This is a genomic window from Mucilaginibacter aquatilis, assembly GCF_009755275.1.
Lineage (GTDB): Bacteria > Bacteroidota > Bacteroidia > Sphingobacteriales > Sphingobacteriaceae > Mucilaginibacter > Mucilaginibacter aquatilis.
The window spans coordinates 657,009-670,631 of the sequence record NZ_WQLA01000001.1 but is presented as its reverse complement, the minus strand read 5'-3'; the positions used below and the strand labels follow the sequence as shown (position 1 = coordinate 670,631).

Below are 13,623 nucleotides of genomic sequence, written 5' to 3'. Positions count from 1 at the left end.
TATATACAACCGCGATTTTTGAACCGAAATAAATTCACACAAAAGATGAACATTAAGAAATTCTTTTTACTTGCCTCTTTAGGATTGATGGTAATTGCATCAAGCTGCTCAAGTGACGATAGCGCACCTGCAGTTTCGGAAGATAACGTACTGTCTGGTGATATCACTACCAGCAGAACCCTTACTGCCGATAAAATCTGGTTGTTGAGAGGTAACGTGTTTGTAACTAACAATTCAACCTTAACCATTGAGCCCGGAACAATCATTAAAGGCGAGAAATCAACCAAAGGTTCATTAATTATAACCCGCGGTGCCAGAATAAACGCTGCCGGTACCGTAGATAAACCAATTGTATTTACTTCTAATGCTTCTGCAGGTGGCCGTTCACAAGGCGACTGGGGCGGTGTTATCCTTTTAGGTAAAGCAAATAATAACATTGGTGCTTCTGTAGCCATCGAAGGTATATCTGACGCTACTGATAAAGCTAAACATGGTGGTACTGACGATGCCGATAACTCTGGCGTAATGAAATACGTTCGTATTGAGTTTGCTGGTATTCCACTTGGTCCGGATAACGAAATCAACGGTTTAACTTTTGGTAGCGTTGGTTCAGGTACTACAATTGACCACATCGAGGTTTACCGTTCAGGTGACGATGCATACGAGTGGTTTGGTGGTTCTGTAAACGCTAAATATTTATTAGCTATTGCTACCTGGGACGATGACTTTGATACCGATAACGGTTACTCAGGTAAAATTCAGTTTGCTTTAGCTCAGCGTTTAGCTTCAACTGCCGACGTATCTGGTTCAAACGGTTTCGAATCTGATAACAACTCTGGTGGTACTTCAGCTACTCCTCAAACTAAAGCTTTATTCTCAAACGTAACTATCTTAGGTCCGCGTGAGCACCTGCAAGGTACAGCCACTTCGGCTCCAAGCGTAAATGCTAACTACCAAAATGCAGCTCAAATTCGCCGTAACTCTGCTATGAGCCTTAGCAATTCAGTATTGGCAGGTTATACAGTTGGTGTGTTTTATGATGATGCTTTAGGTAATTCAAGCGGTGCATTAACCGGTAACACATCATTGTTCCTTAACAACCTTATATACGGTTGTACTACACCAATCAGAGCAACTAATGCTACTGCATTACAAGCTGTAACTGATAAAATTAATGCTGGCGGAAACGCAATCTCTGCTGATTTGGCTAACGCATTATACAATGAGCCTTACAAATTTGCAGCTGATTTAGCTGGTGGCAGTCGTGTTGGTACTCCTGTATTTACTCAAAAAACCGGTTCGGTTGGTTTAGCAGGTGCTGCTTTCACAGGTGCTTATGCTGATGCATTCTTTGATAAAGTAGCTTTCAAAGGTGCATTCGGTGCTGAGAACTGGGCTGCTGGTTGGGCTCACTTTGATCCTCAAAACTTACCTTACACCACTCCGGGTGCTGTAAAATAATATTAACAACGTATACCTTTCTTAAAACAAACGGCCGCCTGCATTGCAGGTGGCCGTTTTGCTTTTAATGTGTATCATAAAAAAAGGCCAACCAGCATTGCTGATTGGCCTTTTTCAAATAGTGTGTAATGTTATAGATTTCTACCAATCTTCTCCAATACATCTTTAGGCACCTTTTGTAAATCAAGTACCAGGAAACCGTCCAAACAATCTGCAAACTTTGGATCGATATTAAAACAAATAATTTTCGCGTTGAGCGATATGTATTGCCTTAACAGTACCGGCACCTTAATATTATGGGTTTCTATTTCAGATATAAGGTTATCAAGCTTTTTAAAGTTTTCTTCACCGGCCATAAGCAATTCAGTGTCAATGCTGGCAAAGTCAACTTTAAACTTCTTGCGTGGCTTTACATACTGCGCCATATCATGATCAAAATGATGGCGGGTGATGTAGTCAACAATTAACGATTTAGAGAATTTGGAAAAGGTGTTGCTTATGCTTACCGGCCCAATTAAATACCGGTACCTGGGGTTATCAATAACAAACTTTAATATACCTTTCCAAAGCAAAAACAGTGGAAGGGCTTTTTGCTGATATTCTTTCCTGATCCATGAGCGGCCAAGTTCAAGACTGCTTTGCAAAACATCACTAAACTGTGATTTAATTTTAAATAAGTTAGCGGTGTAAAAGCCCTTTTTGCCAAAGCTGTCAAATATTTCATCGCCCATGCCTATACGGTAGGCGCCAACAACTCTTTTGGTGTCAACATCCCAAATAAATAGGTGATGATAGTAAATATCATACTCATCTAAATCGGTGCTGTTATTGGTTCCTTCGCCAACCTCACGAAACGTAATCTCGCGCAAACGTCCAATTTCACGAATGATATTAGGAATAAGCGCTGTTGGGGTAATGAATACCTCATAGTTTTTTTCAGTCCATACCCTGTAGTTTTCCCGCAGCGGAACTAACTCCCTGTCCATGAGCTCGGCCATGGTAGGCGCAACAATTTCTTTCGGCTCTTTTTTTATTTTAAAAAGATTCCGTGGGTTAAAAAGGCGCTTCTCATCTTCAAGACCAGTACCTAACGCATAGGTTTTGGCGCGTAAAAAATTTAGCAGCTGCGTAACGTTGTTATAGTTGGGTATTTCTTCAACCTTAATAGGCTTACCAATACGTAGCTTTATGGTATGTCCCTGTTTGTTGAATAATTCTGATGGTAACTTGGCAGTGCGTAGGGTAGGGTGTATTAAACTAAGCAGGTTAAATAGCAGGCCGTTGTTGCCATGAAAATAAATGGGTACTACCGGTACTTTGGCTTTTGCAATTAGCTTTCCAACCACCGGGTGCCACATACGGTCGGTAACCTGTTTGCTGTTCAATTTATAAGTTGACACCTCACCAGCCGGAAATATTCCTATAGGTGTTCCGTTTCTGAGTAATTCCAGCGTCGACTTAATACCGCTGATGCTTGATGAATGCTCAACGTTTTCAAAAGGGTTAACGGCTATAAAGTAATCGGCTAGATTGGGTATTTTTTTAAGCAGGAAGTTTGCCATCAGTTTGGCATCCTTCCTAACCATACATAATATTTTAAGTAATATCATGCCCTCAATTCCGCCGTAGGGGTGATTGGCAATGGCTATAAAGGCACCATCAGCAGGCAAATTCCGCAGCTCGCTTTCGTCAAAATCTACAGTAACGCCACAGCCCTCCAGTATTGCATCTACAAACTCAGGTCCTTGTTTGGGCTGAGCCTTGGCAAACAAATCATTAACCTGGTTAATTTTCATTAACTCCATCAGTAAAGCTGCCAGGCCGGGCATACGCAACTTATCAAGCTTGGTGGCCTTAGCAAATTCATCTGTGGTTATAATCTTCATGCTTATATACGTAGGTAAATTTATAAAATTACTAATTTAACCTTTTATTTAGGTATAAGTGAAAGCACGCATCAAAAATTACCTGCTGTTAACCAAAACAGAATGGAACGGACTAATTGTATTGGTGTTGCTTATAGCCGGGGCATTGGCGGCTCCAGCAATTAACAGGCGCTTAAATGTTGAAAAGCCGGTTAATTTTAAAAAGGTTGATTTAGCTGTTGCCGAGTTACAGCGTGCAGGCGTAAAGCCTTACTTAAATGAAGAAAGAGAAACAGCAAGTGCACATTTGCAGGTAAAGCCTTTTAAGTTTAACCCTAATAAATTACCGGTCGAAAGTTGGAAACGGCTCGGGTTGTCGGTACGGCAAATTAAGGGGATTAAGAACTATGAAGCCAGTGGAGGCAATTTCAATATCAAAGCCGATGTTAAGAAGATGTACACCCTTAGTGCAGGCGATTATCAACGCCTGGAGCCTTACATTGATTTACCTGCCGGCAAACAGTTAAACATTGCTGAACACCGTTTAGTGGTAGAACTTAATACGGCCGACTCAGCAACTTTAGCTAAGCTTAAAGGTATTGGCCCCGCGTTTGCGCGTCGTATTATCCAATATCGTACACGGCTTGGTGGCTTTTATAAAAAGCAGCAGCTTACAGAGGTGTTTGGCTTAGATGAAATGCATTACAAGGATATACAGCAACAATTTACCGTTGACAAGAAGAGAGTAAAGAAGTTTAATGTAAATACTGCCGAGTACGAAGATCTTAAGAACTTTCCTTACTTAAGCTATAAGCAAATCAATGCAATTGTACAGTACAGAAAGCAGCACGGTGATTATGATTCGGTAAATGAACTAAGCAACGTAGCTATCATTGATTTAGCAACGTTAAAAAAAGCGCGCCCTTATTTAACAGTCCAGTAATTACTTTGATTACTTGTAGTAGTCACGAAAATCTTGTTTTAGTGCTTCAGGTTGTATGATGTTGATTTTCAATTAAAAACATTTGCATGTTGAAATCCTTTATGAAGTCATATTCGTAAGTTGGATTGCATGGGCAGCTTTTTACATAGTACTTCTTTAAGGCAGCAATTAAAATGTGTATTTACACTTACCATTTTATTGTTTGCTTTGAGCGTTGCTTTTAAAACGGTTATGCAATCAGGCAAACCTTACGTCAAAAAAGCTTTAGTAGCTCCGGGTAACCAGGATGGTGACACCGGCGACGCCGATGAAAAAGATGACGCACAATTTGGTAGCAAAAACTTACTGTCTACAAACTATTTAGCAACTGATTTGATGGTGCTTCCAACTGTGCTGCAAGCTAAAAAGTATAGCTTGTTTGTGCCGGTAAGCTTTTCGGCATTTCATTTGGTTGTACCTACACCGCCTCCCAACGCTTAGCAAAAATCTACTGCTGTTTTTTTATTTATGAGGGCTTGTTACAGCCTTCAGTTTAGTTACGTATTTACATAAATTATGAAAAATTATACTACTACCTTTTTTATGAGAGGAATGGCTTTGTGTGGCCTGGCACTTTCTGTATTGTTAAGCTCGTGTTCAAAAGACGACGATGACGATTACCGCAACGACAGCGAAATTGTTGCACCTAATGTTAATGTTACTGCGTTACTGCAAAATAACCGCATTGCCTCTTTCAATGCGCAAACCAGCGGTGCACTTACACAAACCTTAAGCATAACCGGCATGCAAACCGGCGAAAACATGCTGGCTATTGATTACCGCCCGGCCACAGGCGAATTGTATGGTGTAAGCAGCGGTAGCCGCATATACATTATCAATCCATCAACCGGTGCAGCCCGTGCTGTAAGTGCAACGCCTTTTACCCCGGCTATTGACGGAACAGCAATTGGTATTGACTTTAATCCAACAGTTGATCGTTTGCGTTTAGTATCAAACAATGGGCAAAACCTGCGCTTAAACCCTGAAGATGGAACTGCACTTCGCGATGGTGATATCAACGGTGCCGCCGGTGCAAAAATATCTTCAGTAGCTTACACCGAAAATTATGCGGGTGCAAGTTCAACGGTATTATTTGACATCGACTTAACTAACAAAAAACTTTACAAGCAGGATCCACCTAACAACGGTACGCTAGTTGAAGTTGGTTCCCTTGGTGTTGACGCTTCTGCAGTAGGCGATTTTGATATCACTCCCGATAGTAAATCGGCATTGGCTGCTTTAACTGTAAATGGTACACAAGGCCTTTACAGTATTGATATGAGCAATGGTAAGGCTTATAAAGCTTATTCATTTAATACCAATATCGTTGGTTTGGCTATATTTACCAACCCCGTAGCATACGCTGTTAGCGGTAACAACGAACTACTTATTTTTAACCCTGCAAGTATATCACCGGTTGCAAAAGCAATTAGTGGTGTACAGGCTAATGAGCAAATATTAGGTATAGATTTCCGTCCGCTTAATGGCCGGTTGTACGGCTTGGGTAGCAGCAATCGCCTGTATACCATCAATCCATCATCAGGTGTGGCAACTGCCGTTAGTGGTGCTCAATTCTCTACAGCTTTGTCGGGTACATCTTTCGGGTTTGATTTTAATCCGGTGGCCGATTTAATACGTGTAGTTAGCAACACAGGCCAAAATTTACGTATAAGCCCGGTAACCGGCGACATTGCAGGTGTTGATACGCAATTGCCTGCAAATACAGGCTTTGTTAATGCAGCCGCTTATACTAACAACTTTCCAGGTGCTACATCAACTGTGTTGTTCACCATTAACTCTCAAACAGGTAAATTATACAAGCAAGATCCACCAAATGCTGGTACTATGACCGAAATTGGTTCACTTGGCATCACCATAACAGAAGCAAACGGATTTGATATCAGTTCAAACACAGGTAATGCTTACGGTATATTTACTGTTGCAGGTACAACACGGTTTTACGGTATAAATCTGCAAACCGGTGCTGTATCGGCCGGTGTGTCATTCCCGCAAGGCACACGTGGCTTTGCATTGGGCTTAGGTTTTTAACCTTATATAAAAATTATGCTACAAAGGGCTTGTTCGTTAACTGAACAAGCCCTTTGTGTTGTTTTTTAAGTTGTTATGACTAATTTAGTCCGGCTATAGCACATCTTTTATACGCTACTCCAAACCTATTACGCAATAGCAAACCAAATTATGAAGAAGAATGTAACACTGCTTAGTGTATTGTTATTGGCATTATGCGCCTGGGTTTCGCCGCCCCAAAAAATTACCGTTTACATGATTGGCGATTCAACAATGTCCATCAAAGAAAAGCGCTATTACCCCGAAACGGGTTGGGGTATGCCTTTTGCAAACTATTTTGACAGTACCGTTGTGATTGAAAACAGGGCAAAGAACGGTAAGAGTACCAAAAGCTTCATTAATGGTGGTTGGGCATCTGTTAATGAGGGCATGAAGGCTGGCGACTACCTCATTATCCAATTTGGCCATAATGATGAGGTGCCTACCAAAAAAAGTGCAACCACACAGACTGAATTTAAAAAGAACCTCGAAATATTTGTTGCAGCTGCTAAAGCCAAACAGGTTACGCCAGTAATTATTACACCTGTTGCCCGCCGTAAATTTGACAGCACCGGACATGTAATGCAAACTCACGAAGTGTACGCGCAAATAGTGCGCAACGTTGCTAAGGAAACCAAAATTGCACTTATTGATCTTGATATGCAAAGCCAGCAAATGTTTCAGCAACTGGGCGATGAAAAGTCAAAGCTGCTGCTTAATTACCTGGAGCCAGGGCAAAACCCCAATTACCCTAAAGGCAAGGCAGATGATACCCATTTTAGTGAACTAGGCGCCCGTCGTGTGGCCGAGTTAGTCTTGAAAAGCATAATTGATTTAAAGCTGGGTTTAGCCGATCGCATAGTTAAAGCTAAATCTTGATAACTTATAAGAACAAGTTGGGCAACATCAGTCAACCTGTTTAGTTGCCAATTGCCTTATTTTGAAAACCACATAAACCACAGCTTAATGTTTAATATAAAAAAATGTTCAATAGCCGCCTTATTAATAACAGGCAGTGCATTTCTTGCTTCGGCCCAGGTAAAAACCAAGCCCTACAGCTGGAGTAATTTACCTAAGGCAGCTTTGCCTGCTTTTAAAAAAGATACCTTTAATATCATAAAATATGGCGCTAAGCCCGATGGCATAACACTCAACACCGAGAGTATTAACAAAACTATTGACGCCTGCAGTGCAAAAGGTGGAGGTGTAGTATTGATACCGCAAGGTTTATGGCTAACAGGCCCTATAAAACTTAAAAGCAACGTAAACCTGCACGTTAGCCGCGCAGCCCTGGTGCAATTTACGGCTGATAAAAGCCAGTATAAACTTATTGAAGGCAATTGGGAGGGGCATGCGGCCTATCGCAACGAGTCGCCTATATCAGGTACTAACCTCACAAATATTGCTATCACCGGCGAGGGAATTATTGACGGAAACGGCGAGATATGGAGACTAATTGCCAAAGACCGTTTAACCGAACAGGAATGGAACCGAAAAGTAGCATCGGGTGGTGTTGTAAGCGAAAACGGTAAAACCTGGTATCCATCGGCAGCCTACTACAAGGCAGCACGTACACCAAAGGCCGGTTACATCGAGCCTGGCTCTACACCTGAGGCTGCTATGGAATTTAAAGATTACTACCGCCCTAATATGCTTGTGCTGGCTAACTGTAAAAAGGTTTTACTACAGGGTGCAACATTTCAAAATTCTGCAGCATGGTGCCTCCACACATTAATGTGTGAAGACTTAACGTTCGATGGCGTACGCGTGCGCAACCCGTGGAACGCTGCCAATGGTGACGGTGTTGATGTGGAGTCGTGCAAAAATGTGTTGATCAATAACAGTACGTTTGATTGCGGTGATGATGGTATTTGTATAAAATCTGGCCGTGATGAGGAAGGGCGTAAACGTGGCAAACCAACCGAAAATATGGTGGTTAAAAACAGCATAGTTTACCGTGCACATGGCGGTTTTGTAATAGGTAGTGAAATGTCGGGCGGTGCGCGTAACCTCTTCGTAACCGACTGTACGTTCATCGGTACTGATATTGGCCTCCGCTTTAAAACCACCCGCGGACGTGGTGGAGTAGTTGAAAACATCCATATCAAAAACATAGCCATGCGCGATATTGTAACCAGTGCCATCTTGTTTGATATGTATTACACCGGAAAATCTCCAACGGATGAGGAAATGGCAAATGATACCAATGTTCCGCCGGTAACAGAAGCTACACCAGTATTTAAAGATTTTTGGGTGAGTAATGTATCATGTAACGGTGCCGACAGGGCATTAATGATTCGTGGTTTACCAGAGATGGCTATCAAAAATATTAATCTTGAAAACGTAAGCATTAAAGCCAACAAAGGCATTGATATTATAGAGGGTAAAGATATTACTCTGAAAAACTTCTATGTTGAAGCCAAAGCATCAGCGCCTTTGATTAATGTTATCAATTCAAATAATGTTAAGTTTAGTAACCTGCGTTACGGTGCCGGTACAGAACAGGTGTTTGGCATTAACGGTAAAAAAACATCAAATATTGAAGTTACCGCGTCAGACTTGAGTAAGGCCAAGCAAAAGGTGGCGTTTAAAAACGGTGCCGATCAAAAGGCATTTATAGCTAAATAACAGCGGTATGAAAGTGTTTAAGCTGTTAATACTTGCCGTTTTCTTCATCGGTCATGCATTCGCTCAACAGCCTGTATTTCCTGCAGAACTTACCGTTGCTGCCGATGGCAGCGGTAACTACAAAACCATACAGGAAGCAGTTAACGCAGTGCGCGATTTGGGGCAAAAGCGGGTAATTATACATATAAAGAAGGGAACATATCGTGAAAAACTGGTTGTTCCCAGCTGGAAAACTAATATATCTCTTGTTGGCGAAAGCGCGGAAAGCACTATCATAACCAACAATGATTATTCTGGAAAGCCTGTTCCGGGGGGCAAGGATGCTTTTGGTAAAGACAAAATGACAACTTACACCTCGTATACTGTTTTGGTACAGGGCGACGGCTTTGAGGCCAGTAACCTCACCATCGAAAATACGGCCGGCAGAGTAGGACAGGCTGTGGCCTTGCACATTGAGGCCGACAGATGCGTAATAACAAAATGCCGTTTGCTGGGTAATCAGGATACGTTATACACAGCCAAAAGCAACAGCCGTCAATTTTACCAGGATTGTTATATTGAAGGCACAACCGACTTTCTATTTGGTGAAGCAACGGTTGTATTTCAGCGCTGTACTATTCGTAATTTAACTAATTCATTTGTTACTGCGGCAGCTACCACTGCAAACCAGGAGTTTGGTTATGTGCTGATGGATTGTAAATTAATTGCTGATAGTACCCTGAAAAAAGCACTACTGGGCCGCCCGTGGAGGCCTTATGCTAAAACGGTATTAATACGCTGCGAGGTGGGTGCTCATATTGCACCTCAAGGCTGGAATCCGTGGAAGGGAGATGCCATGTTTCCTGATAAGGAGAAAACAGCTTTTTACGCCGAATACAAATGTTATGGAGCAGGCGCCAAAACTACTGAACGTGTTACCTGGTCAAAACAGTTAACTGATAAGGAAGCCAAAAAATATACGTTACAAAATATATTAGGTGGCAAAGACAATTGGAATCCGCTTGCCTTGGCCAGTGTAAAGTAAGTAAAATGGCGTTACGAAAACGTTTGCATTGATTTTTACAGCCATTATCGCCTTTTTATCCTTTCAATATTATAAAATTGTATCCTGAAGATATGCGGGGTACTAACCAAACCTTTGACGGCGACACATTCTGTCATTAACTAATTATCAGAAGAAGAAACTATGAGAAAATTCTTATTTGCATGCCTGTTCCTGATTTCAGGTCTTCAACTTGTTCAGGCGCAAACGCAACCTTGGTCGCAGCGCATGGCTAAAACAGCTATGAAGGTGTGGGCCGATACTTCAAAACCACACTGGACTTATGAGCACGCCGTTGTATGGAAGGGATTAGAAGATGTGTGGCTGCAAACCGGCGATCCGCAATACTTTAAATACATCAAAAGCCGCGTAGATGTTCACCTGAATGATGACGGCACCATAAAAGGCTATAAAATGGACGATTATAATATCGATAACATCTTACCCGGCCGTAGTGTGCTAATGCTTTACCAGGTAATTGGCGGCGAAAAATACTTAAAAGCAGCCCGAACCCTTCGAGAGCAATTGAGTAAGCAACCACGTGTTCCTGAGGGTGGTTTTTGGCATAAAAAACGTTACCCTAATCAAATGTGGTTGGATGGTTTGTACATGGGCGAGCCATTTTATGCCGAATACGCAACTGCTTTTCATGAAGATACTGCGTTTAATGATATAGCCAAACAATTTATTTTAATGGAGCGCATGTCGCGCGATAGTAAGACAGGATTGCTGTACCATGCGTGGGATCAAAGCCACAAAGAGCGTTGGTCAAACCCCGAAACCGGTAAATCACCTAATTTTTGGGGCCGTGCTATGGGCTGGTACGGTATGGCTTTAGTTGATGTGCTTGATAAAATGCCGGTAAATCATCCGAAGCGTGCGGAATTACTGGTTATTTTAAACCGTTTTGCTACAGCAGTAGCTAAATTTCAGGATAAGCAATCGGGTTTATGGTACCAGGTAATGGATAAACCTAATGGAAAAGGCAATTACCTGGAGGCTTCGGCATCGTCAATGTTTGTTTATGCATTGGCTAAAGGTGTGCGCCAGCATAACCTGCCTAATTATTTTAGAGGCGTAGCCGAAACAGGTTACAAAGGCATTATCAAAAAATTTGTGGAAGTTGATGCTAACGGTCAGGTTAATTTTAACGGTACGGTAAGTGTTGCCGGTTTAGGCGGAAATCCATACCGCGATGGCAGCTACGAATATTATTTAAAAGAAAAAGTAGTTACCAATGATGCTAAAGGCCTTGGTGCTTTTTTGCAGGCCAGCGTTGAAATTGAGCGTATTGCCAATTTAAATAAGGCGAATAACAAAACCGTATTATTGGACAGTTATTTTAACGATGAGCGTAAAAAAGACATAACCGGTGCTGTTGTTCCTTATCACTACAAATGGGAAGGTCGTGATAACAATGGCTTCTCGCTTTTAGGGCACATCTTTAATAACTACGGCTTAGAAACTGCCACGTTATACCAGGCACCAACCGCTACCAACTTAAAACCGGCTTCAATCTACCTTATTGTTGATGCTGATATTCCTAAGGAAAACCCTAATGCTAAATATGTTGAGCCTGCACATGTTACCGCTGTAAGTGAGTGGGTTAAGCATGGCGGCGTACTGTTGGTTTTGCATAATGATACCGGCAATGCCGAGTTTAAGCACTTCAATACACTGATGAGCAAATTTGGTATGCCGTTTAAGGAAAACAGCATTAACCATGTGGTTGGTCAGCAGTTTCAGCAGGGTGCGGTAAATATTCCGGCTGGCAACCCTGTGTTTAAAACAGCTAAAAAGATATATATTAAAGAAATAAGCACGTTCAACCTATCGGCCCCTGCCAAATCGGTTTTAAATCATAATGGTGAGGTAGTTGTAGCAATGGCAAAATACGGTAAGGGTACGGTGCTTGCAGTTGGCGACCCATGGTTTTATAACGAATACCTTGATGGTCGCAAACTAACGGCCGACCTTGAAAATTTTAAAGCTGCCAATGATTTAGTGGCCTGGCTGGTAGATCAGATTCCGGCTAAGGCTGCCAAAAAGTAAGTGGCAAATTATAAGCAAATGTTACTATCAAGATATAACTTAAAGAAGATTAATGTACCGGGCTTGGTGCTTCCGCCAGAGGATGTGTTCAACCTGCCCGAGAAAGTTTTACAATTTGGTACCGGCGTGTTACTGCGCGGCCTTCCTGATTTTTATATAGATAAAGCAAACAGGGAAGGGGTGTTTAACGGCCGTATTGTGGTGGTAAAATCAACCGATACAGGCTCGGCTAATGATTTTGACCGTCAGGATGGCCTGTACACACTATCAATTAAAGGTATTGAAGATGGTAACGAGGTTGATGAGCAAATTGTATGTTCATCTATTAGCCGGGTACTATCGGCAGGAGAAGACTGGGAGGAGATTTTAAAGGTTGCTCAAAACCCCGAACTTAAAGTTGTTACATCCAATACCACCGAGGTGGGCATTCAACTTGTTCAGGATGATATATTCAAAAATCCACCTGTGTCTTTCCCTGGTAAATTATTAGCCATCTTATACAAGCGCTTCCGTACATTCAACGGCAGTGCCGAAAGCGGTTTGGTTATTGTTCCGGCTGAGTTGATAGTTGATAACGGCAAAAAGCTGGAAGCAATTGTACTTGAACTCGCGCACTTAAACAACCTGGAACCTGCTTTTATTGATTGGCTTGAAGAGCATAACCGCTTTTGCAACACACTGGTTGACCGTATTGTACCGGGTAAGCCCGATGCAAAGCTAGCCGAGCAACTGGAGGCTGATTGCGGATACAAAGACGGATTACGTATTGTATCTGAAGTATATTCACTTTGGGCTATTGAAGGCGATGATTACGTTAAAGATGTATTATCATTCCATAAAGTTGATAAGGGCGTTGTAATAGTGCCCAATATTGACATATTCCGCGAACTGAAATTACGCCTATTGAACGGTACACATACATTAAGTTGTGCTGTCGCATTTTTATCAGGTTTCCGCACGGTTAAAGCAGCCATGGAAGATGCCGGTTTTACACACTTCATCAATCAATTAATGTTAAAGGAAATAGCTCCGGCCATTCCTTATGACGTTGATCATGACACTGCTGCCGAATTTGCAGGTAAGGTGTTAGATCGTTTCCGTAACCCTAACCTGGAGCACCTTTGGATCAGTATTTCGGCACAGTTTTCGTCAAAAATGCAATTGAGGGTGGTGCCGTTAATTTTAAATCATTTTAAGCATCATACTACGGTCCCGGTACATATAGCACTTGGCTTTGCAGCATTCATCAGGTTTATGAAATCTGTAAAAGATGAGGATGGTAAATACATTGGTACAAACAATGGTGAAGATTACGTAATTACCGACAGCAACGCTGAGGTTTTCTACCACGCCTGGCAAAAGGCTGAGTTGCATGATGTAACTTACAGCATCTTGAATAATAAGGAGCTTTGGGGTGCAGATTTGGCCCAGCTTCCGGGTTTTAAAGAAGCCGTGTTAGATCAGCTTCAGCAAATTGAAGCCAACGGAACAAAAGAGATTTTAGCAAAAGAAGCAACTGTATAACA

10 protein-coding genes are annotated in these 13,623 nt (G+C 41.9%); 9 read left to right on the top strand and 1 reads right to left on the bottom strand.

Features of this window, described 5'->3' with window-relative positions; all coding sequences use genetic code 11:
* Positions 1-45 precede the first annotated feature (45 nt).
* The gene (locus tag GO816_RS03050) at positions 46-1,461 is read left to right on the top strand and encodes a hypothetical protein (protein WP_157539868.1); all 1,416 of its coding nucleotides are present in this window, start codon (positions 46-48) and stop codon (positions 1,459-1,461) included.
* A 131-nt stretch (positions 1,462-1,592) separates the two neighbouring features.
* On the opposite strand, the gene GO816_RS03045 is transcribed toward GO816_RS03050, so the two are convergent.
* A complete protein-coding gene (locus GO816_RS03045; protein WP_157539867.1) occupies positions 1,593-3,347 on the bottom strand; it encodes a lysophospholipid acyltransferase family protein in 1,755 nt (584 codons plus the stop codon).
* A 58-nt stretch (positions 3,348-3,405) separates the two neighbouring features.
* On the opposite strand from GO816_RS03045, the gene GO816_RS18940 reads away from it, so the two are divergent.
* From GO816_RS18940 to GO816_RS03005, 8 genes are all read left to right on the top strand, one after another.
* Positions 3,406-4,269: a ComEA family DNA-binding protein gene (locus GO816_RS18940; RefSeq protein ID WP_157539866.1), complete on the top strand. Its 864-nt coding sequence runs from the start codon at positions 3,406-3,408 to the stop codon at positions 4,267-4,269.
* 231 nt (positions 4,270-4,500) lie between these two features.
* Positions 4,501-4,749, top strand: a complete 249-nt coding sequence (locus GO816_RS03035) for a hypothetical protein (RefSeq protein ID WP_157539865.1) — start codon at positions 4,501-4,503, stop codon at positions 4,747-4,749.
* Positions 4,750-4,824: 75 nt separating this feature from the next.
* A complete protein-coding gene (locus GO816_RS03030; RefSeq protein ID WP_157539864.1) occupies positions 4,825-6,357 on the top strand; it encodes a DUF4394 domain-containing protein in 1,533 nt (510 codons plus the stop codon).
* 150 nt (positions 6,358-6,507) lie between these two features.
* Entirely contained in the window at positions 6,508-7,254 is a 747-nt protein-coding gene (locus GO816_RS03025; RefSeq protein WP_157539863.1) for a rhamnogalacturonan acetylesterase, read from the top strand.
* Between the two features lie 87 nt (positions 7,255-7,341).
* Positions 7,342-9,003 carry a glycoside hydrolase family 28 protein gene (locus GO816_RS03020; protein ID WP_157539862.1) on the top strand — a complete coding sequence of 554 codons (1,662 nt, stop codon included), beginning with the start codon at positions 7,342-7,344 and terminating at the stop codon, positions 9,001-9,003.
* A 7-nt stretch (positions 9,004-9,010) separates the two neighbouring features.
* Positions 9,011-10,027, top strand: coding sequence for a pectinesterase family protein (locus tag GO816_RS03015; protein ID WP_157539861.1), 1,017 nt, complete (start codon positions 9,011-9,013; stop codon positions 10,025-10,027).
* A 162-nt stretch (positions 10,028-10,189) separates the two neighbouring features.
* Positions 10,190-12,097 (top strand): glycoside hydrolase family 88 protein, encoded by a 1,908-nt coding sequence (locus tag GO816_RS03010; RefSeq protein ID WP_157539860.1) that lies wholly within the window; start codon positions 10,190-10,192, stop codon positions 12,095-12,097.
* A gap of 18 nt (positions 12,098-12,115) precedes the next feature.
* Positions 12,116-13,621 (top strand): tagaturonate reductase, encoded by a 1,506-nt coding sequence (locus GO816_RS03005; RefSeq protein WP_157539859.1) that lies wholly within the window; start codon positions 12,116-12,118, stop codon positions 13,619-13,621.
* The last annotated feature ends 2 nt before the right edge of the window (positions 13,622-13,623 follow it).